The organism is Paenibacillus herberti (assembly GCF_002233675.1).
Classification (GTDB): Bacteria; Bacillota; Bacilli; order Paenibacillales; family Paenibacillaceae; genus Paenibacillus_O; species Paenibacillus_O herberti.
Genome location: NZ_NMUQ01000001.1, coordinates 48,175 through 68,526 on the forward strand (window position 1 = coordinate 48,175; position 20,352 = coordinate 68,526).

Below are 20,352 nucleotides of genomic sequence, written 5' to 3' on the forward strand. Positions count from 1 at the left end.
GTAAACCCCGAGGGCGAAATGTGGAGATCCACTGTGCGATCATATCCACCATCTCACAGTTTTGGACCCCTAAGCGATCCTAAACTCTGTTCCCGCCTACGCGCTTACAGGAAATCTGGGTGCAGATCACCTTCTCCACCAATACCTCTTCAAATGTCGAAGTTGAAATACTGCGAATTAGCGAGAAAACAGGAGAAAACATTACTTTATAGTGGGAGGAAGGAAATGATGTTAACAAGCGAAGCTTTAATCGGGGGCATCGGCTCCGCCTTGCGCAAACCGCTAGATGAGCTTATCGACGAGCTGAACAATAAACAGGTGGAGAGTCTCGTGCATGACGAGGCCCAAAGATACCGCGAGCTGAAGCTGCAGATTAAGGTTCTCGGCAATTATTCCGTTGGTGCGGGACTGACCGTTAGCCGCCTCAATCAGGAGGATCAGCTTCAGGATCTTCATCGGCGTTTGCGGACAATGCCGTCCTATATGTATTTGAATAAACATGAGCAAAAGTTGGAGACGATTGCCCACGCCTATTTGGATAAATATCCTACCGGAACAAAAAGCCAGCTCGCATCTATCCCCCGCAAGGGCAACGATTTGGAGGATGATCGGCTGCTCAGAGAGCTAAGGGGCAAGCTTGAAAAGGTCATTGAAGCCCGTGCAGGCAAAATGGGGGATTACGACTCCGTGCTGGAGAGAATGGCCAAGCTTCAGGAGCTGCAAGCCGAGCAGGAGCAACTTGAAGAGGCTCTGAGTTTGCTGGAGGAGCAGAAGGACGGTTATGGCCACTTGGTCCGGCTCTATTACTTTGAGAGGAGAACGGCAGAGGCATCCGCAATGTCGTTGTGCATCTCACGCCCCACCTTTTTTCGCTGGAAGCCGGCGGCGGCAAGAATGTTTTTGAGGATACTGGAGTGGCAAAGAGAATAGCTCTACAAGAGAGCGTGGAAAAAGGAATGATTCGCGTTGTTGCACTATTAAACACAACTTATATAGGCATTCGTTGGAGGCGAACCGCTGTAAACCTGGGTCGCCTTTTTGCTCAGCATTTATCAGATAAAGGATAATTCCATATCCGAGCAATCATCATAGATTTAAAAGTAGACGATCCCTTTGTATGAGTATCGTTTTTAATGAAACTGTTGTGCTCGGTTGCGCATCAATTACACGAGGGCAGGTGACCTTACTACGAAATCCATTAGCCGTTGGCGCCGTCATGTATGTCTCCACATGTGCTAGACAGACTTGGAATAATACAAAGGTTGCCGGTACGGCAACAAAGAGTTGCAGATAGCGTTGGGTTCAGGTACGATGGCGCTATGGGACATAATGTGAGTTCTCCTTCGTTTAAAAGTGTGTTGTGGTGACTACTTTATAATATAAGGAAAGCACTTTGTCTCTATTCTTTTCGAGTGTTTGAGTCAAGCTAATTTTATGATAATATTTGGCATACTAAATATATAAAGACGGTGATTTTATGATAGAAGATGAAATTAGAGAAATTTTAGATAAGGTACATGCTCAAATGCGTAGAAATTTCGCTATAGCGTTAAGATCGTTAAATTTACATGTGGGGCAAGAACATTTATTATGTCGTTTATGGAGTGGTGATGGAGTTACGCAACAACAATTATGTGAACATTTAAAATGCGAAGCTTCAACTGTCACAAATATGCTAAAAACACTTGAGAAAAATAAACTTGTATATCGCATCCGCGACGATAATGATGGGCGAATTAGCCGAGTATTCTTGACAGAGAAGGGGAGAGAAATTAAAGAACCTATTGAAAAAATGTGGAGAGCCCAACAAGACAAGTTATTGAATGGTATTGTAACAGAAGAGCGATTGTTATTACGAAGAATTCTGAAGCAGATGGAAAAAAATTTGTTACCGTAGATTGATTAAAACTAAACCAATATTTGTTACCGTAAGTTTATCTGACCATACTTGTGTCACCACGACACACTCCTTTTACGGAAACCTCAAACCATAAGTCCAGGGCGTAGTGCAGATATAGATTTGCAAGTATTGGAGATGGACCCTTGAGGAATTCCGGTCTTTGTTGGCTCCCATAGACCTTGCTCCATAATCCCGCCTTTCAGAAAACGTCTGACCAGACTTTGGATGTTAGAGTCTCCTACTCTCACCCCGAGAAATTTCATGAGCCATTGGTGATTGACATTTGTGAAGAAGCTACGGATGTCGGCATCCACAATGTAGCTGGTTCTTTCGTATTCGATACTGCGATTCAATGCTTTTAGCGCGTTATGACAACTTCTACCAGGTCTAAAACCGTAGGACAGGTTCAAAAAGTTCTGCTCGTAAATGGATCCCGAGTGGTCTTGTGCTCTTTTCATCCTTGGGAATATAGGTTCTTTTTACAGGTTGTGGTCGGTAGCTTTTCTTCTTTAAATCGATCTACCAAGTCCTTGATGTTTGATTCCAGATTCTCCTCATACATTGCTTTTGTGACTCGATTAACCCTCGTTGCTTATTACCGTCAAGTTCAAAGTGGCATTGTGGTAGCAGTTCCTCGTTCAAGTGCCTACGCTTAACGTCTGAAATTACCTCCAGCCGTCCAAGAATCTGCTGTTGGTGGCTTGGCTATAGCCTTTTCAAGCGGGGTTTCCACCTGCTTTACTTCACAACCTAGGCTTGGTCGCACCGAAAGTTGAGTAATTTACTTTACAAAGGGCAAAAAAATGTTACAATTCATTTAGCATGCTAAGTATATAGAGGATGGTGATATGTGTGTGTGATAGATTGCAATCAACTATATGTGGTGATTGATATGTATATTTTTTTGTGAATATATTTAGCATGCTAAATAAATGAGATTTTGATTACTTGGATGAATAGCCCTATATTTCGAACAGGTTATTTAAATCATAAGGAGTGGATAGTTTTATGAAAAATGAAAATAGCATCACAAATATACTTGGAATTGAATTTCCAATAATTCAAGCGGCAATGTCGTGGGTCACGGACGCAAAAATGGTTGCAGCAGTATCAAACGCTGGTGGCATGGGTGTGTTAGGTCCGAATGCTGGTCAAAATTCATTCGCTTCAGGGCCAGATGAAGTAGGAAAAAGACTTCGTGAAGAAATCCGTAAAGTGAAAAAATTGACAGATAAACCTTTCGCTTTGAATCTCATTATGCCTGAACAAGGCCATACTGACCAATATACAACTGCCACCTTTGAAACGGCAGTTGAGGAAGGCGTAAAAATATTTGTATGTGTGGATGGCGGAGTAAACAAGGAGGTAATGGGAGAAATAAAGAAACTTAATTTGACATTAATACATCGTACACTAACAATATCTCCTGAAGCAGCAAAAATGGCTGAGGCTCATGGAGCTGATATTATTATTGCGACTGGTTATGACGAAGGAGGAACGCTTCCACAGAACCATATTGGTACGTTTTCTATTGTACCTACGATCGTAGATTCAGTAAATGTGCCGGTATTAGCTGCAGGTGGAATTAATGATGTTCGTGGAGTTAGGGCAGCTTTTGCCCTTGGAGCAGCAGGCGTTTATGTAGGAACTCGATTTATTGCATCAGAAGAGTGCCCTGCTGTTGAGGAAGCTAAGCAAGATATTATAAATTCCAAGGCATCAGATCTCTTGATGGTATCATCATTTCAACGTTCCACACCAAATAAATTTGCATGTGAAATCGGTGCTATGTATAGGGATGGGGAATCATCTGAAAATACAGAACAGAGAATTAGGCAGATTGGAGGAATCTTCCCAAGGATGATCTTAGGAAGACGTGATGAAGGTATCAATTCGGTTAATACGGCCATTGATCTTATCAGTCAAGTGAAAAGCTGCAAAGATATTATTCACGAATTAATGGCTGACTTCATTAAACACTAAGTGGAAAATCGCTATTTTATGGAGGAGAGCTCCAATCAAAAAAACCAACCATTCATATTGGGGACTGACCCCCGTTTGTGAGAAAACCTTCAGATAGAACGTTTCAGACTTTAGCGTGGAATGAAACGATTCAATGGGGGCATTATCAGCGGGCGTTCCCTTACGGGACATGCTCGTGGTAATGTCTTTTCCTTTTATAACCTCTTGATAGGCGAGAGTCGTATACACTTCCTTGATCGCTATGGAGCATCATACCCGGTACATATTTTAGTTGATATAGCGTATCTAGCACAAAGGCCGTGTCTTGCTTGTCCGCTATACTGTACGCCACGATCTCCCCGTTAAACAAGTCTAAAATACTCGACAAGTACAAGGTTCGTCCACCAAAAGGCAGATAGGTAATGTCAGTCACGAGTTTTTGCATCGGAGTTTGCTGGAGGAACAGAAGGACGGTTAAGGCCGCTTGATCCGGCTCTATTACTTTGAGAGGAGAACGGCAGAGGCGTCCGCAATGTCGCTGTGCATCTCGTGCCCGACCTTTTTTCGCTGGAAGCCGACGGCGACAAGAATGTTTTTGAGGATACTGGAGTGGCAAAGAGAGAAGGGTGACGCCTGAGGATGAATCAAGAGAAGTGGTTTGGTCGATGGTGACCAGACCTCTTCTCTTTTGCGTTATGCTACAATTTGAGCGGTTGCCGCTTATTGGCGGTTCTTTCTTTTATAAGCTGCAAAAGCCATAACAAATACAGCGTATAAGTGAAAAACGATACGATATAGGTCCAGAAAGGATAGCGGGTTTCAAAGCTGACCCACATGAAATAAAGGATAGCGGCGTAGCCAAACAGTCTTATCACATTGGATAGCAGGCCGTCCTTCTGTAGAAGCAACGTTTGCCAAAACACGCCCTGCTGCGGTTCGTTCATGACGGACACAAAGTAAAGTTGCATGTGAATGAGCGACTGGACGATGATCACCAGGATCAAAACGAATGCGGCGACCAGGGCAAGGCCGCTTGCTTGATCTGCACCATCTGGAACGGCAAAAGATTCGGACAACATAACCATTTTCAAGGCAGTATAACTATAGGCAGCCGCAATCAGCAACGATAGAGTGAAGAAGCTAGATTTCTTCAAGTCCTTCCTCCTAAATTAATTTCCTCAATATGGAATTTATTATAACACGTGAGACGATATCGAGACGGAAATGAGACTTAGTTGAGTCTTTGGAGGCGTTTTGGCCGTGTTAAGATGCTAGTATCAGGAACGATGAAAAACAGACATGAGCCGCCCGGCGACGGGCGGCTTTTGCTTTTCCTGATGCGCCGTGGAAGCTTGGCAGCCTATGGTCTGGAAGGAGAGGCTCTAGACAATGATGACGATCGTGGGCAACGCTCTGGCTGGAATTTCACGGGCGCCGCCTGTTTTTGCCGCATTTTTAAAAGGAAGGGGTAGATACAATGAGTGGCTATGTGAAGTGGAAGCTGGACGATCCGCAGAAGCTGCAAAAACGGCTGCTGGAGCTGGAGCGGACTTTGCCGGATGAGCTGGAGAGGGCGCTCCGCAGGGAAGCCGAAACAGTGGTGAAGCTTGCCTCGTCCCGAATTCCGGAAGAGCAGAAGGCGCTTCGGACAGGCTGGGAAATCGGCAGCATCCAGCGGAAGGGTGAGACGATGTCGATTGAAATCCGGCACTCATCGCCCGAAGCTACCAGATTGGAATACGGTTCCGGTCCTGATGGCTCGCTGCAGCAGGGCCGGTTCATGCTGGCATTGGCACTCGCTGAGCTGGAACGGGATTGGCCGAACCGTTTGGAGCAGAGCCTGAGTGCGCTGCTTATGGTCAAGTGAAGTAAGGAGCAAGGAGGGATCGTATGGACATGACTGCGGCAGTGGCCGCTTTATTGAGGGAGGAATATCCCGAATGCGTCGTCCTGACCGGTGAACCGGGGGCGGGAGGCAGCACGCCTAAACCTTTCATCGAGCTGCGGGAACTGTCGGGATCTCGGCAAAGCATGCTCGGGAGGCGTTATCGCCGTCAGGCGTTGCTGGTCTTGCGCTACGTCCCGGCTGAAGCGCCGTCCCCGACTCCAGAGAATGCAGTATCGGGGATGACAGACAGGCTCTACTCCCTAATGGTTTCGGTTGCGTTGCCGGGAGGCGGCTTGCTGAAAGGAAGCGGAATGAGCCATGAACGAGTCGACGGGACGCTGCTCTTTAAATGGGGCGCCGCTTATGACGGCATTGAGGTCGGGCAGGAGCCGCCCCTTATGAGATCGCTGCAGGAGGAGGTCGTAACGAATGGCTAATAATGCTGAGATGATGGACGGAAATTCGGAGAAACCGGCAAGCAAACCGGCTTTTTCGAAAAGCCAGCTGTTGGTAAGCGGATTGTATCAGCAACGCCGGGATTTGCTCAGCGCGCTGCTGGACGGTAATCGGATTTATACGAAATCGGAAGTAGATTCGCTCATTCAGACTTATCTAAATAAGGAGGCTGTTTAATATGGCAGGAGGCAATTTTACTGCAATGAACAAAGTTAGGCCGGGGGTGTACATCAATTTCGCTACAGAGGGAACGGCGATTGCGCCGGGCGGACGGGGCACGGTTGCTCTGGCGCTTCCGCTATCCTGGGGAGAGTCGCAGATGCTGCAAGCAGTTGAAGCGGGCGAGGATGTGCTGCCAAAGCTCGGCTATTCGCTGGGGGATTCCGAGCTGCTGCTCGTTCGCGAGGCACTTAAGCGGGCAAGCCGTCTGCTGCTGTACCGTCTCAACAGCGGCGTACAGGCTTCCGCAACTATCGGCGCGCTGACGGCTAAAGCCAAATATTCCGGCTTGCGCGGCAACGCGCTCAGCGTAGCGGTTGTAGCCAGTGTTGACGTGCCGAGTGAGTTCGAAGTTGTAACCTATTTGGCGGGAGTGGAACGAGACAAGCAGGTTGTCGAGACGGTTGACGAGCTTGTAGACAACGATTGGATCGTCTGGAACGCAACCGGCGCGCTGACCGCATCCGCAGGCGCCCCGCTAACTGGCGGCACGGACGGCGCGGTGACGAACCAGAACTATTCTGATTTTCTGCAGGCTACCGAGCTACAGGAGTTCCATACGATGGCGTATATCGGCACCGATCCGGTCATGAAGGGGCTGTTCGCCGCTTTTGCCCGCCGTTTGCGCACTGAGGAAGGCCGCAAAATCCAGGTGGTCATGGAAAACTACGCCTCCGCCAACGATGAAGGGGTCATCAGTGTCAAAAACGGCGTTCGGCTAGAGAATGGAGTCGTCCTGACCGCTGCTCAAGCTTCCGTATGGGCAGCTGCTGCGACTGCGGCAGCCGGTCCAGGCCAGTCGTTGACCTTTTCGGCCTACGATGGCGCAGCGGATGCGGCTCCTCGGCTGACTCATTCCGCTACCGTTGCTGCGTTGCAAGGCGGAGAGTTTCTGTTCACGGCCCGCGCCGGTTCGGTTGTCGTGGAGCAGGATGTGAACTCGTATCATCAGCCGACTCCGGCAAAGGGCAAGCTTTTTGGCAAAAATCCGGTTGTCCGTGTGCTGGACGGGCTTGCGAACGACTTCAAAAGCACGTTCGAAGCGCTCTACGTCGGCAAAATCGGCAATAACGAGAATGGCCGCGCTTTGTTCCGCAAGGACTGCGTCAAGCTGATGGAGCAGTATGGGGCAATAGGAGCGATTCAGGGTTTTGACGCCTCGAAGGATATCGAGGTTTCTCAAGGCGGTGAGCCGGATACGGTCGTTGTAGCCGCCTCAGTACAGCCGGTGGATGCAATTGAAAAAATCTATATGAAAGTACAGGTGAAGTAAAATGAGCATTTTGAACGCAGGAGATACTCTTTCCGGACATTCCGGCACGGCATTTGCGACGATTGGCCAACAGAGCATTGAGATGTTTTATGTGAAAAATCTGAAGGCGACGGCCAAAAAGAATAAAGCGGACATCAAAACGCTCGGCAGCCGTATCACTCAGAAAAAAGCGACGGGCTGGGAAGGCACTGGAACAATGACGATTTATTACGTCACGACAAAGTTTCGTGAAATGATGAAACAATATATCGATAACGGTATCGACACTTATTTTGATATTCAGGTGACGAACGACGATCCTGCTTCCACCATCGGCAAGCAGATTGTAACGCTGATCGGCGTCAATTTGGATGAGGTAGTTATGGCTTCGCTGGATGTAGAGTCCGATGCGCTGGAAGAAGAAATTCCATTCACTTTCCACAATGTCGATATTGGTAAGTCGTTTAACGAGCCGACTTCTCGTTAAATTGCAAGAGCAGCTTGAATGTTATGCAAGAAAAATTAGGTTAGGCATGCGGCTCCCAGGCTGCATGATTTTATGGGCGGAGGGAGCGTAATACTCCGATCCGCCTTTTCAATTACAAGGAGGAATTAAGATGACTATGAAACTGTTTTTTGCCCAAAACGCCCTGCAATCGGAACCTCAGGAGGTTATCATATCGGAGCGCTTCGTTGATGAAACAGGCCGTCCCTCTGCCTGGAAGCTGCGCGCCATTTCGGAGGAGCTGAACGAGGAGCTGCGCTCCCAGTCGATGAAACGGACAAAGGGCAAAAACGGCCAAGGCATGCCGGAGCTGGACTACAACGCCTATCTTGGCCGCATGGTAGCCGCCTGCGTTGTGTTTCCAGACCTGAATGATACTGAGCTCCAGCAGTCTTACGGTGTTCGGGGTGCAGCTGCGGTCGTGCGTAAAATGTTACTTGCAGGTGAGTTCGCCAACCTTGCTGCCAAGGTGCAGGAAATCAACGGTTTTGACAACGATATGAGCGAACTGTCCGATGAAGTAAAAAACGACTAGAAGAGGGCGACGGAGAGTGGAACTACGCTTACTACGCCCTCAACGAATATGGGATTATGCCATGGGACTTCGCCGGACTGAGCGTCCGTCGCAAAGCGGCGCTGATCGGCATGATCCGAGTCCGCCTCGATGCGGAGAAGCGCGCCAGGCTGCAAAGCTCGCCCCGCTCCGGGCGGGGTCGTTAACGCTTTTTCGGGCATGGTCTGAGGCGAGATATTTTGATAGGAAAGGAGGTTTTAGCTATCGCGACTTTACAAGCGACGATTACGCTTTACGACCGATTCACATCTGGACTTGGAAAAGCGAACAAAACGTTAGAACGAACCATACAGCTTAGCGAAAAGCTTCGCTCAAAGCTGTCTATCCCGCTTAAAACGACGGTTGAAGCGGATAAAGCGAAGAAAGCGCTGGACGGTCTGAAAAAACAAGTGGATTCCCTTCGCAAGCAGCCCATTCAAATTAAGTTGGATGAATCTGATTTTTCGCAGCAGGTATCTCGGTTGAGAAGTGAATTGGAAAAGAAATTAACGGCTCAACCCTTTCTTTATAAGCTGCAAGGGCAGAGCTCAGCGGCAGCTCCTGCCGCATCGCCGACGCCTGCAGCGGCGACTGCATCCCCTAGTCAGGCAGCGGCCAGCACAGCAGCTGTAACAGCTTTTCCATGGGACTCCATGTCACAGGGCGCAGTCGCCGGGATTCAAGCCGTCGGAAAAGCGATGCAGACGGCAGACAAAATTTCGAAAAATGGAATGCCCGAATTTATGAACCTGCTAGCGGGACGAAGCGTAACTGCTGCGGACGGGATTGCAGGGTTATCGGCTATGTTGCAGCAGCTTATTCAAGTTTTCCCCCTATTTCCAGCAGTGGTCAAAAGTGCGATGGAGCAGCAGTCCATTAAGGATCAATATAAGGTTAAAACAGGCAGCGATGCTGGAGGCGAAGTGCTTTACAATGCCGTTGGGAGACAAGCGTTAAAGGCCAACGTTGATCAATTGGAGGCCCAAAAATCAGGAATTGCCTTGACTAGCGTGACAACTGACCCGGCCATGCTTACCGCTCTAAACGGATTCACAATGAGGATGCAGAAGCTTAATCCATCCAATAAACAAGGTGCAGTAGGAATCGATTTAAGGAAGTTGTTAAGTGGAGATACTTCTGTTCTGAAAGGCTATGAAATAAGCGACAAGGATTTCAATGCAAGCGGCGCGCAAAAAGCGATAAGAGCCGGTGATGGCGCCGGTTTTGTTAAAGCTTTTGACCGTTTGCTGAGTGCAAAAGGAATGAGCCAGTCGCAGTTCAATCAGCTGCAGCAGACACCAGGAGCGAAGATGCAGGGCTTGCAGCAGCATTTGAACGTTCAGCTCGGTTTGACCGGAGTGCCGGCCATGGAGGCGCTAATACCGATGGTCGACCAATTAACGGCTGCTTTTGAGGCTGGAAAATTTGATTCGTTTTTTGGCGCGTTATCAGCGGGTTTGTGGGTTGTAGGTGAATTACTGGCAAAGGCAGGCGAAGCTGTAGTTGCGTTCGGGGATTTCTTCTCCATGTATGGGGATCAAATCGTGGCAATGTTAATTGCAGTAGGGCTTGTTTTACTGCCTCTGTTGGTCATCCAGATCTGGTCTATGGTCGCTCCGCTGGCTGCGGTGGCTTTTCAGTGGATGATCATAAATGCTCCTATTCTGATTATCATGGTCGCAGTCATGGCGCTTGTTGGTATTCTGTTACATTTCGGCGTCACATCGGAGCAAATTGTCGGCACAATCGTGGGCTCTTTCTTCTTTTTAGGTTCAGCCATTTACAACATAGTTGCATTTGTATGGAATTTATTCGCAAGCTTGTCCAACTTTCTATTTAATCTATTTGTCGATCCGATTTATGCCATTAAAATGCTGTTCTACGAATTGGCTAAAAACTTCTTGGATCTGATGTATAACATGATTCTCGGAGCGGAGACTTTTGCCGGAGGGTTCATGAAGACGATTCTTAAAGGAATCAATGGCGTAATTTCGGGCGTAAATTGGTTGATTAAGGCCTTGAATAAAATACCGGACGTCGATATTAAACAGGCCAAGCTGCTTGATGAGAACAATCAAAACGCAATTAGTAGCGGCATCAAAAACATGGCGGATTCACTCGTCAAACCGACGAGCGATAAAAATGTCGTGGTATCGCCGCAGATGAAATATAAGGATTCAGCCGCTGCCTACAACAATGGATATGACAAGGGCGCCCAGTTCATCGACAAAATGAAAAATCATGAGGGGTTATTTGGAAAGGATAAGGAAGAGGAGTTTAAAGGAAAGACCAAAATCACCGCCGGCCCGCCGCCAACGACCCCCGGAACGAACGATATTGGACGGGTAGGCGAAGTTGGTAGCATCAAAGATGAGGTCGATATCGGCAGCGAGGATTTAAAGGTGATGCGTGATCTGGCGGAGATGAAGGCGATCCAGAATTTTGTCACGCTGACGCCGACGGTACAGGTGACGACCGGACCTGTGAACAGTAAGGTGGACGTGAACGATGTTGTCCGCGAGATTACGACGAGCATGGAAAGGGAGATTCAATGGTCCGCTCAGGGCGTATTCGGCTTTTAGATCGGACTGAGCTTGAGCGAGGAGCGGCTAGTACGAGAATGAGATCCGTCCCTGGAGTCATGACGGAAAGGAGGTGGCCGCATGTCCACAACAAATGAACCGCAAACGGCGGCAATTGTGCCTTCTTATGCGATTCGGTTGGAATTCAATGCCGGAGCTGAGGGCTGGGAGCTTCCCATTTTGCCGGGGAAACTCTCAATTCGACGTAGCGGCGCAGGCAAAAGTTACTCGATTATCGGTGCAGGAAACATTTCGACCATCGAGAAGCCGGAGCTGGCCGAAATTGATTTCGAGAGCTTTTTTCCCGTTAATCCGTGGCCGTTCAACAAACAGGCCATAAGCAAAACTCCGGCTGAATATGTCGCTGACATTAACCGTTGGATGAAGTCCGGTTATCCGCTGCGCTTTATCTATGGAGGTAGCGGTGAAGCTGGACGACGAGGTGCCATCCGTCTACCGATGACGATTACTTCGTTCGAACGCTGGGAAGAAGCGGGTTCACCGGGAGACGTGTATTACAGTTTGAAATTGAAGGAGTATGTCTATTATGCTCCCATCAAAATCAGGGTTGCGGGTACGGGGGGCAAAATGGTTGCAGAGCCGGCCAAACGGGTTGATCTGCGAGTCCCTCCCAAAACCTACAAAGTAGTCAAGGGCGATACGCTAATTCGCATCAGTATGAAGCTGTACGACGGGGACAGTAGCCGTTGGCGTGAGATTCAAAAGCTGAACGGTTTGTCAGATGCTGATTTGAAGAGAATGCAAATCGGACAGCTGCTCAAAGTACCGCCACCAAAGGAGTGAGGCGATGCTGAAAATTGAAGTGGACAACCGAAACGGCCGTTTATGGGACGTGACCGCCTTGGTACCGGAGCTGAACTGGAAAACATCCCGCATCGGTAAGGCAGGCACGCTAGATTTTCAAATCGTGCGAAACCGCAGCCTGGGGCTGAGGGAACAGCTTCCGCTCGCCTGCGGCAATGTCGTGCGTGTTTGGCATGGCGACAGACGGCTGTTTTACGGGTTTATTTTTACGCTGGATGAAAGTCAGGATCGGGTCATAAGTGTCAAAGCGCAGGATCAGCTTCGCTATTTGCTGGAAACGGACACTTACGTGAAGGCGAATGTAACTGCTACGCAGGTTATTAAGGATCAGGCAATGGCGATCAAAGGGTTGATGGGGCCGATTGCCGACACGAGCCATGCGATTCCAAAGTTCAGCCAGGACGGGCAAAAGCGGCTGGATATGATATTTAAAGCGCTGGACGAAACACTGATGGCTAAAGGCATGCTGTTTGTTTTTTATGACGAGGCCGGTTACATGACGCTTCGAAATGTGATGGATATGAAGGCGGAAATCATTGTCGGGGATAATAGTCTGCTCTACGGTTATTCCTATAGCCGCAGCATCGATAGTGAGACTTACAATCGCATCAAGCTCGTCCGTGATAACAAGGAGACGGGGAAACGGGATGTGTACATCGAGCAGGATAACGCCTCAATTGCTCGCTGGGGCCAGCTTCAGTTCTATCAAAAAGTGGATGAAAAGCTGAATGAGGAACAGATCAAGGAGATGTCACATCGCATCATGCAACTCAAAAACCGCGAGCAGCGGAAGTTCAGCCTGGAGGCGCTCGGACATCCCGGCATTCGGGGCGGCTCAGTTGTGCAAGTGACGATCGAGCAGCTTGGGCTGAATCGTAACTTTTTGGTTGAGGAATGTACGCATAATTACAAGGGGCAGGGACACACGATGCAGCTTGAGCTGCGGGTGTTCGACGGGCTGATTGAGGAACGAGGGAGGGATGGAAAATGAGCATCAATGATGCGGTCAAGCAGATCGTAAAACGCTCCTTCGAGGCGCAGCAGCTAACTAAGGCGATGAACGGCACAGTCACCTCAGTGCAGCCGCTTGAGGTAACGATTGAGCAGCGCTTCATGGTCCCGGAGGAATTTCTCGCGGTCCCGGAGCATTTGACTTCACAGGAGCTGGAGCTTGAAGGAAAAAGGATTTTGCTGCGGAGGGGGCTGACTGTCGGTGACAAGCTGATTTTGCTGCGCTCGGAGGGTGGTAGTCCCTATGTTGTGATCGGGAGGTTGGAAACATGAGCTTGCCGGAAGGGGCGGCCGCTTTTGTCGCGGCACAGCAAGTTAATCAGCCGAGCCGGACGTACCGGCTGAATTTGGATGGGCGAACGGGCGGCATGGTGGACGGAATAGAGGCGATACAGCAGTTCGTATTTAAGCAGCTACAGACGGAACGCTGGGAGCATGATATTTATTCCGGACGCATCGGCCATGAGCTGCTGGGCTCTGATGCCGCCGGAGCTGTCGAAGAGGCTCTTCTGATCGATGAACGAGTTTTGGCGATTGAGGATATGGGGATGAGACAGACCGGAGACGAGCTTACGCTTTCGTTTTCGGTCTTTTCGGTGTTTGGGTCTTTTCAGAGCGAGGTGAGCCTGGATGTATGAACATCAGACGTATTTTGCGATATTGGAACGAATGCTGGAGCGGGTGCCGGATGAGGTGGACAAGCGGGAGGGCAGCATCATCTTTGATGCACTTGCGCCTGCCGCAGCTGAAATGGCTGGATTCTATCAGGAGCTGGATATCCAGTATGGGCTTTCCTTTGCGGACACGGCTACCGGTGAGTTTCTGACGCGAAGGGCCGCTGAACACGGGGTGAGGCGCAGATCGGCTTCAGCATCGATTCGTATAGGGAAATTTTATGACTCGGCGGAGGCCACGATGGAGGTATTGCTTGGATCGCGCTTCGCAGCTTCAGGCATTGCCTATGCTGTGCGCGAGCGCGAAGCTGCGGGTGTATATCGGTTGGAGGCGGAGGCAGTCGGCTCAGTGGGCAATGTGTACTCGGGCGTGCTGCTGCCTCTGGACTACATTCCGGGCTTGGCTCGTGCCGAGCTAGTGGATGTTGTTGTGCCAGGCGAGGAGGAGGAGACGGACAGCGAGCTTAGAGCCCGGTTCGTGCAAGCGGTAAATGAGCAGCCATTCGGTGGGAATCTTGCAGATTATCGCGCTAAAATCGGCGGTTTTCCGGGTATTGGCGGCGTTAAGATTTACCCTGCATGGAATGGCGGCGGCACGGTGAAGGCCACGATTATCGGCAGTGACTTTGAGCCACCGACTGCTGGTCTCGTGGAAGAGGTTCAGACGATTATCGATCCCGGGAAAACCGGGCAGGGAATCGGCATGGCCCCGATTGGCCATAAGGTTACCATTGCTCCGGCGCTTCCGATCGCGATGAATATCGTGACGCAGCTCACTTTGCAGACAGGGACGACTACCGCTCAATTGGAAAGGGATGTGAAGACAGCGCTAGAAGCTTATTTCTTGTCGCTTAGGCGCTCCTGGTCCGGGGAGAATCGGCTTGTCGTGCGGATTTCCCAGCTGGAAACCCGTATTCTGAGCATTCCGGGCATAGCCGACATTACGGGAACAACTCTTAATGGCTCGCCCGTGAATGTTGAGTTACAAGCTGATGAGGTGCCAAAAGCAGGGACGGTGACGCTCCATGGCTGAGCCGCTGCTGAGCCGATTGCCGGAATTTTATGGTGAGAGTCGGGAGTTTAAGGAGCTTTTGGCAGCGGAGGATGTTGAAATAACGACGGCGGAGTCGGCCGTATTGCGCCTGTTGGAAGATCAATTTGTTATGACAGCAGGGCAAGAGGCTCTTCGCCGGCGTGAGCGAGTGCTGGGCATTTTGGCGGATGAAGGGGTCGAGACGCTGTCATTCCGCAGGATGCGGATCGTTAACCGATACTCGACGAAACCTCCTTTTACGCTGCGTTATTTGCAGGATCGGCTGGACTATCTGGCAGGTCCGGGCAGAGCGCTGGCCGCGGTGGACCTAGATGATTATGTGCTGACCGTATCGGCAGCGATTCAGGATGCTTCGCTGTTCCGCGAAGTGGAACGAACGATTCAAGCTGTCAAACCTGCCAATCTGGTTTATGAGCAGCAAACTGCGGTTGCCGACACGCTGCTGCTGCGTGAGAGTGTTCGTTATCGTCCGCTTACGCGGGAGACGAGACTGGGAAGCTGGAAGCTTGGGGCGATTGCTTTTACCACTGAAGGAGAAGAGGTGATTGCAAAATGATTCCGGCTCTTTTCATGAACGATGTGGCCAGTTATATCAACAACCGAATTGCTAGAGTATCACTCAATAGCGGGGCGGTATTGCTGACGGAGTTTACGGTGAAGAAGGTGAACGGCAGCGTTGTTGAGCTACGTTATTATATCCCGGCAGGCCGTGTGGGGGCGGTGAGCAAGATTGAGCTTCAAGACAGCAGCGGAGCGGTGTTGAGCAGCAATGCGGTCGATATTCCTGTTCTATCCGATACGCTGATGGTGCAGTCCATTACGCTACAGGAGGTATAACATTAGCATGGCAAAAACAAATTGGAAGTTCAACGATGTGGTTACGGAAGCTGATATGAATCAGCTTGGCAGCGAGCTGAACGCCGCATCGGAGCATGCGGCGGCAACCTCGGGAGCGCATGGCGCGACTAGCGCGGCGACACCGTCTCGGATTATACAACGGGATAGTGCGGGGCGTGCTCGGGTAGAGCCGCCGCTAACGGGAGCAGACATTGCCCGCAAGGATACCGTGGACAACGCTGTGCAGCCGTTGATAGCTGATCTTATCGACGTGCCAGCAGTTGCCCTCTCGCTCGCACCTGGTGTGCAGGTAGTTGCTGCTCCGAGGGATACACCATTGCGGATCAAGAGTATTAAGGGACGGACTTTGGTTAATTTGTTGGGGTGTGACGGCAACTGCGAGGATACATCACGTTGGCAGGCGGTAAGCTCTACTCTTGCCCTGGACGCAACAAACTATGTTTCGGGTAAGAATGGTTTAAAAATTACTCTATCAGCCGCCAATGGGTCCGCCGTTACCCAATCTTCAGTGACTTTAACTGCCTCTAAGCACTACCTACTAGCTGCTTATCTCAAAAAGGGGAATGGCATAAATGTGAGTGCCTACGTATCATCGCAGGCAGCGGCTACTCGTACGACATTTGTGACCACCACGGGCTTTAGCTTGGCTTATAAGAAATTCACTGGTATTGCCGTGGCTGGACTAGGTATCGTCGTGGACGTGAATGGGGCAAATGGAAATTATGCCTATGCGGATGAAGTGAGATTGTATGAAATCTCTACATCAGAGTTTGCATCCATAGATAGTATGACTCCCGCTCAAATTGCAACGATGTATCCGTATGTCGACGACATAAAAAACGTCAACGGAGTGTATCTGCGTCGCGTGGCCGCTCAGCCAGCGGATGATCAATACGTCTTTTATCCGGACTGCCAGCTTGCATCTAATGTGAATGGTAGCGTGTACGATGAGCTTTATACAGATAACATAGGGCAGGAGCGGGTGAAGCGGGAGTTTAAGACGATGGATCTAACTGGTGATTTACCTTGGGTATATCTCGGCGGTGACAGCATACAAAGCACCGCGATACTTAAAATTCAAGATTCAATCAAAGACACAGGTGTCATCTCTAAATTTGACGGTAAAATCTTGAGTAGGGTAGTGCAGGGCGGATCGATAAATGCAGCAGACTTGCAAGTAGTAACTGATGTTACAGATTTAGTTAATCCCGATGTAGTCGGTATAACTATTTCAAGATCCGACTCTGGCTGGGGTGTGAGTTACGTACCGACAGCGGATGAGGTCAAGGCATATTTTTGGGGCTGGACAATGAGACAGGAAGGGATGATTAGCACTCCATATACATCCGGGACTAAATGGTGGAGGCGTACAATAGATAACAGCAACCCTGTGTCTACGTTGCCAATAAGCTTTGCTCCCGGATATACACCCTACCGACTCCAATATCAGCTTACTGCTCAAGTAAACGAGACGGTACGCTCCGAAGGCGCAATTATGCTAGCTGAGGGCGCTAACACCCTAGAGGTAGGCTACGGGGTTATAGTTAGAGAGAGGGCCAAGCCTGTCAATCGAGCTGAGGGAGATTTTGTATATATTAATAGCTCGGTTGCTCTTGGAACAGGTTTAGATAGAGCAAATCAAAGCATTATTGAGATTTATAGGGACTCCCGTAAAGATAAATCTTGGACGATAGACAATAACGCCGAAGCATTACCCGGCAAGCAGAGGGCTTACAAATGGGCCTCAACCTACAACCCTTCCGCCGTATATGAGGTCACCTATCTTGCGCTGTATACCTATTTGATCGGAATTCCGCCAACACAGGTAAGCGCGGAGTATGCGCCTAATCAACGTACCGTAACAGATGATCTTGCCAAGACAGCGACACAACTCGCCGGACGGGTAACAGTGCTTGAAAACGGAACGGCGCAGGCTAAGCAACCGCAGTGGATTACACCGACGCTGCTTGGTGGCTGGGTAAAATACCATGACAATTTCAGCGGAGCCGCTTATCGTAAGGTCGGTAATGAGGTGCAATTGAGAGGAATGATTAAGGACGGAAATAATAGTGTAGCCATTATCAAATTACCTGCGCTATATCGGCCTAAGTACTTAATTTCGCTCCCTGTAATCTCGTTTAATGGTACAGACCATGATATTGGCAGTGCTGAAGTCACCCCTGCTGGAATTGTTACTGTCTATTTGGTCGGGAGTAACTGGTTATCTCTTGACACCATAAGGTTTGCCATAGACTAAGGAGGTCCACATGAAAGAAGCCATAATCACAGACCTAAACGGCCTGTTTATCGATGTCGAGCTCGTTGACGACAACGAAACAGGTTATTTGCCGTTGTCCGCGCCGGATGACCCATACGATAACGAAGTCGCGCCTATTACCGGCTATCGAGTTGCGCTGCCCGTCACGCCTGGCTTTTATCGCCCGCGTTTTGACCGAGAGGCTTATGATGCACATCAAGCATCCCTATCGTCATATGTAGTCGCTAAGGCCGCTTGGCTAGCACTACCAGAGGGTGAGCGCGGTCCAGAGCCGACAGCTCCCGCATCAACAGCGTATTGGGTGGAGGGGCTAGCGCCGGAGGATATCGCTGCGCTTCAGCTAACTCTGCCAAGGCCGTCGCCGGAGCAGGTGCGCATCAGGCAGTTGGAGACAGACAACGCCACGCTGCTGCTCAGTCAGGCCGAGACGGAGGCGCGGCTACAAAAATCAGAGCAAGATCACGCAGGGCTGCTGTTAGCGCTCGTGGAAGGAGGTGTGATTTAAAAATGGACTGGTACTTTACGATTAAGCGTTACTATGAACTGGGCTGTTATACGGCAGCGCAGGTGCTACGCTTCGCCGAGCTCGGCAAGCTTTCGCTAGATCAAGCGCAAGAGATTACAGGAGCCAGGAATGAGCAGTAGCGGAACTCCGGCTCGAAAGGAGAATGACATGAGCAGACCCGAGGTACAGCTTCAGGCGATCGCATCCCAAGTGGTTAAGCTCGAGACGCTGCAGGAAGTCAACACCCGGGCACTCGGCGATGTGGCCACTGGTATCACGCGTTTGATTGAAAGGTTAGAAAAGTCGGATGACACGGCACGAGAAGCCGCCCAGCGCGCTCGCGCCGCGCATCATCGGATAGATGAAATCAGAGCCAGCATCGACGGCATCAAGCAGGGACAGCGCTGGCTCATTACAACTTCATTCACGCTCATTGGCCTAGCAGCTGTGCTGCTGGGCCTTATTGTTAAATTTTTGGAATAAGGAGGGGTTTTTATGGATGGATCCTTCATTCAAGGGCTCATTAAGCCGGAGCTGGCGGGCGTCGTTGCCGTGTGTTGGATCATCGGTTTCGGCCTGAAGCGCACGCCGAGGGTCGCGGATTGGGTGCTTGTATATGCCGTAACAGCAGCGGGGATTCTATTCGTCTGCTTTTCGCTCGGCTGGAGCGTTGACAGCGTCATTCAAGGTATTTTGTGCGGAGCGGTGGCTGTATATGGGAACCAGTTATTCAAGCAAACCACCCAAGCCTTGAAAAAGGAGGGCGGGGATGAATAAAGAGAATTATCCCATTGAGCGCCGATACATCCGTATTCGCAGCAATACCAGGCCTGGCACCCGGCTTTCCGTCGGGAGCCCGGCTTTTTTTGTTGCTCATGATACAGGCAATCCAGGTGCATCGGCGGACGCCCATTTCCGCTATTTTGAGCGCCAGATGGACCGCATCGCATCGGCTCATGTTTTTATCGACGACCGCAGCATAATAGAAATTATTCCAACGGGTACAGGAGCCGAACCGGCAGAAAAAGCCTATCACGTCGTCCGCAATACAACTATAGACAATGAGCAGTTTGGATTCGATGCCAATGATGCTGCAATCGGAGTGGAGCTTTGCTACGGTGGTATGATCGATTTCGCAGCTGCTTATGATCGTTTTGCTTGGTATATGGCCTATTGCTGTAACAAATGGGGCAAATTGCCCTCCGCCCATATCGTCAGTCACAAACAGCTGGATCCTTCGCGCAAGACTGATTGCGAGCAATCGCTCACCTCGGGGGGAGTGACGTTTGGAGACTTAATTAGAGATGTTGCAGCAAGGATGAACAACCTTATTATAGAAACTCCTGAGTCCAAGTCTGAAAAGCTACCACTCGCAACATGCGACCATCTCATCCGCTCCTATGTCCAGCCGGCTTGGCACGAAAGGAAGACATCAGGCGATGCCGTAACTGCGGAACACTATGCCAGGCTGGCGGCCAATCTCCGTCAGGCAACAACTGCTGGGGCGGGCCTTGCCAAAAGCAACGCGCAGGAAGTGATTTATAATTGGCTCTCACCGGCCTGGTTGCGGGCACGACAAACGGGACGCGATGCAAGCTTCTACCATCGGATGGCTGATGAACTGAGAGCTTGCGCCGGAATTCCCTTAGAAAAGCTCTGCTGAGGGACAGACTTCTGTCTCCTCCGAACAATTCTAGTAATTAACTTCAGCAGTAGTTGTTCCAGCGGCAGCAGTTGCGGAGGAAGTTAAAGCTAATCGTAAGGGCTGTTTCTAGGTCATAGTCAATGACCTGGAAACAGCTCTTTTTACTAAATGACGCTCGTTATATG

At 49.9% G+C, this 20,352-nt stretch carries 26 protein-coding genes and 1 pseudogene; 24 read left to right on the plus strand and 3 right to left on the minus strand.

The genetic code is table 11. The annotated features are described in order from the left end of the window. Positions 1–225 precede the first annotated feature (225 nt). Both CGZ75_RS00235 and CGZ75_RS00240 read left to right on the plus strand, forming a co-directional pair. A complete protein-coding gene (locus tag CGZ75_RS00235) occupies positions 226–930 on the plus strand; it encodes a hypothetical protein (RefSeq protein ID WP_089522045.1) in 705 nt (234 codons plus the stop codon). A gap of 547 nt (positions 931–1,477) precedes the next feature. Continuing rightward, positions 1,478–1,897 carry a MarR family winged helix-turn-helix transcriptional regulator gene (locus tag CGZ75_RS00240; RefSeq protein ID WP_089522047.1) on the plus strand — a complete coding sequence of 140 codons (420 nt, stop codon included), beginning with the start codon at positions 1,478–1,480 and terminating at the stop codon, positions 1,895–1,897. Between the two features lie 86 nt (positions 1,898–1,983). Here the strand turns inward: CGZ75_RS00240 and CGZ75_RS26410 are convergent, their stop codons facing one another. Next, positions 1,984–2,358 (minus strand): reverse transcriptase domain-containing protein, encoded by a 375-nt coding sequence (locus tag CGZ75_RS26410; RefSeq protein WP_425436404.1) that lies wholly within the window; start codon positions 2,356–2,358, stop codon positions 1,984–1,986. A 550-nt stretch (positions 2,359–2,908) separates the two neighbouring features. Here CGZ75_RS26410 and CGZ75_RS00250 point away from each other — a divergent pair. After that, positions 2,909–3,883: an NAD(P)H-dependent flavin oxidoreductase gene (locus CGZ75_RS00250; protein WP_089522049.1), complete on the plus strand. Its 975-nt coding sequence runs from the start codon at positions 2,909–2,911 to the stop codon at positions 3,881–3,883. 87 nt (positions 3,884–3,970) lie between these two features. Here the strand turns inward: CGZ75_RS00250 and CGZ75_RS00255 are convergent. Together CGZ75_RS00255 and CGZ75_RS00260 are read right to left on the minus strand one after the other, a co-directional pair. Further along, positions 3,971–4,325 (minus strand): annotated as a pseudogene (locus CGZ75_RS00255) (transposase); the annotation flags it as partial. Positions 4,326–4,560: 235 nt separating this feature from the next. Beyond that, the gene (locus CGZ75_RS00260) at positions 4,561–5,016 is read right to left on the minus strand and encodes a hypothetical protein (RefSeq protein ID WP_089522051.1); all 456 of its coding nucleotides are present in this window, start codon (positions 5,014–5,016) and stop codon (positions 4,561–4,563) included. A 323-nt stretch (positions 5,017–5,339) separates the two neighbouring features. Here CGZ75_RS00260 and CGZ75_RS00270 point away from each other — a divergent pair, with 323 nt between their 5' ends. The 21 genes from CGZ75_RS00270 to CGZ75_RS00365 all read left to right on the plus strand — a co-directional run bounded on the left by CGZ75_RS00270 (position 5,340) and on the right by CGZ75_RS00365 (position 20,185). Continuing rightward, positions 5,340–5,729, plus strand: coding sequence for an HK97 gp10 family phage protein (locus CGZ75_RS00270; protein ID WP_089522055.1), 390 nt, complete (start codon positions 5,340–5,342; stop codon positions 5,727–5,729). A 23-nt stretch (positions 5,730–5,752) separates the two neighbouring features. Then, entirely contained in the window at positions 5,753–6,187 is a 435-nt protein-coding gene (locus CGZ75_RS00275) for a phage tail terminator family protein (protein ID WP_089522057.1), read from the plus strand. Continuing rightward, positions 6,180–6,383, plus strand: a complete 204-nt coding sequence (locus CGZ75_RS00280) for a hypothetical protein (protein WP_089522059.1) — start codon at positions 6,180–6,182, stop codon at positions 6,381–6,383. Before CGZ75_RS00275 ends, CGZ75_RS00280 begins: the two co-directional genes overlap by 8 nt. 1 nt (position 6,384) lies before the next feature. Continuing rightward, the gene (locus CGZ75_RS00285; protein WP_089522061.1) at positions 6,385–7,698 is read left to right on the plus strand and encodes a phage tail sheath family protein; all 1,314 of its coding nucleotides are present in this window, start codon (positions 6,385–6,387) and stop codon (positions 7,696–7,698) included. Between the two features lies 1 nt (position 7,699). Continuing rightward, positions 7,700–8,164: a phage tail tube protein gene (locus CGZ75_RS00290; RefSeq protein WP_089522063.1), complete on the plus strand. Its 465-nt coding sequence runs from the start codon at positions 7,700–7,702 to the stop codon at positions 8,162–8,164. A gap of 130 nt (positions 8,165–8,294) precedes the next feature. Then, positions 8,295–8,717 carry a phage tail assembly chaperone gene (locus CGZ75_RS00295; RefSeq protein WP_089522065.1) on the plus strand — a complete coding sequence of 141 codons (423 nt, stop codon included), beginning with the start codon at positions 8,295–8,297 and terminating at the stop codon, positions 8,715–8,717. A 56-nt stretch (positions 8,718–8,773) separates the two neighbouring features. After that, the gene (locus tag CGZ75_RS26120) at positions 8,774–8,902 is read left to right on the plus strand and encodes a hypothetical protein (RefSeq protein WP_281255092.1); all 129 of its coding nucleotides are present in this window, start codon (positions 8,774–8,776) and stop codon (positions 8,900–8,902) included. A 33-nt stretch (positions 8,903–8,935) separates the two neighbouring features. Further along, the gene (locus CGZ75_RS00300) at positions 8,936–11,317 is read left to right on the plus strand and encodes a hypothetical protein (RefSeq protein WP_089522067.1); all 2,382 of its coding nucleotides are present in this window, start codon (positions 8,936–8,938) and stop codon (positions 11,315–11,317) included. An 81-nt stretch (positions 11,318–11,398) separates the two neighbouring features. Continuing rightward, positions 11,399–12,121: a LysM peptidoglycan-binding domain-containing protein gene (locus CGZ75_RS00305; protein ID WP_089522069.1), complete on the plus strand. Its 723-nt coding sequence runs from the start codon at positions 11,399–11,401 to the stop codon at positions 12,119–12,121. 4 nt (positions 12,122–12,125) lie between these two features. Next, a complete protein-coding gene (locus tag CGZ75_RS00310; RefSeq protein ID WP_089522071.1) occupies positions 12,126–13,133 on the plus strand; it encodes an XkdQ/YqbQ family protein in 1,008 nt (335 codons plus the stop codon). Next, positions 13,130–13,426 (plus strand): DUF2577 domain-containing protein, encoded by a 297-nt coding sequence (locus CGZ75_RS00315; RefSeq protein ID WP_089522073.1) that lies wholly within the window; start codon positions 13,130–13,132, stop codon positions 13,424–13,426. The genes CGZ75_RS00310 and CGZ75_RS00315 overlap by 4 nt, the downstream gene beginning before the upstream one ends. Then, positions 13,423–13,791 carry a DUF2634 domain-containing protein gene (locus CGZ75_RS00320; RefSeq protein WP_089522075.1) on the plus strand — a complete coding sequence of 123 codons (369 nt, stop codon included), beginning with the start codon at positions 13,423–13,425 and terminating at the stop codon, positions 13,789–13,791. Before CGZ75_RS00315 ends, CGZ75_RS00320 begins: the two co-directional genes overlap by 4 nt. After that, on the plus strand, positions 13,784–14,860 hold the full coding sequence (locus CGZ75_RS00325) for a baseplate J/gp47 family protein (RefSeq protein ID WP_089522076.1): 1,077 nt from the start codon (positions 13,784–13,786) through the stop codon (positions 14,858–14,860). The genes CGZ75_RS00320 and CGZ75_RS00325 overlap by 8 nt, the downstream gene beginning before the upstream one ends. Beyond that, on the plus strand, positions 14,853–15,437 hold the full coding sequence (locus CGZ75_RS00330; protein ID WP_089522078.1) for a putative phage tail protein: 585 nt from the start codon (positions 14,853–14,855) through the stop codon (positions 15,435–15,437). Before CGZ75_RS00325 ends, CGZ75_RS00330 begins: the two co-directional genes overlap by 8 nt. Continuing rightward, complete coding sequence (locus tag CGZ75_RS00335; protein ID WP_089522080.1) at positions 15,434–15,718, plus strand: hypothetical protein; 285 nt, start codon at positions 15,434–15,436, stop codon at positions 15,716–15,718. The genes CGZ75_RS00330 and CGZ75_RS00335 overlap by 4 nt, the downstream gene beginning before the upstream one ends. 7 nt (positions 15,719–15,725) lie before the next feature. Continuing rightward, positions 15,726–17,996 (plus strand): hypothetical protein, encoded by a 2,271-nt coding sequence (locus CGZ75_RS00340; RefSeq protein WP_089522082.1) that lies wholly within the window; start codon positions 15,726–15,728, stop codon positions 17,994–17,996. A gap of 10 nt (positions 17,997–18,006) precedes the next feature. Beyond that, complete coding sequence (locus CGZ75_RS00345; RefSeq protein WP_089522084.1) at positions 18,007–18,522, plus strand: hypothetical protein; 516 nt, start codon at positions 18,007–18,009, stop codon at positions 18,520–18,522. A gap of 2 nt (positions 18,523–18,524) precedes the next feature. Continuing rightward, positions 18,525–18,662, plus strand: coding sequence for an XkdX family protein (locus tag CGZ75_RS00350; protein WP_089522085.1), 138 nt, complete (start codon positions 18,525–18,527; stop codon positions 18,660–18,662). Positions 18,663–18,690: 28 nt separating this feature from the next. Beyond that, the gene (locus CGZ75_RS00355) at positions 18,691–19,005 is read left to right on the plus strand and encodes a hypothetical protein (RefSeq protein ID WP_141136613.1); all 315 of its coding nucleotides are present in this window, start codon (positions 18,691–18,693) and stop codon (positions 19,003–19,005) included. A gap of 12 nt (positions 19,006–19,017) precedes the next feature. After that, positions 19,018–19,299 carry a phage holin family protein gene (locus CGZ75_RS00360; protein ID WP_089522089.1) on the plus strand — a complete coding sequence of 94 codons (282 nt, stop codon included), beginning with the start codon at positions 19,018–19,020 and terminating at the stop codon, positions 19,297–19,299. Further along, entirely contained in the window at positions 19,292–20,185 is an 894-nt protein-coding gene (locus tag CGZ75_RS00365) for a peptidoglycan recognition protein family protein (RefSeq protein ID WP_089522091.1), read from the plus strand. The genes CGZ75_RS00360 and CGZ75_RS00365 overlap by 8 nt, the downstream gene beginning before the upstream one ends. The last annotated feature ends 167 nt before the right edge of the window (positions 20,186–20,352 follow it).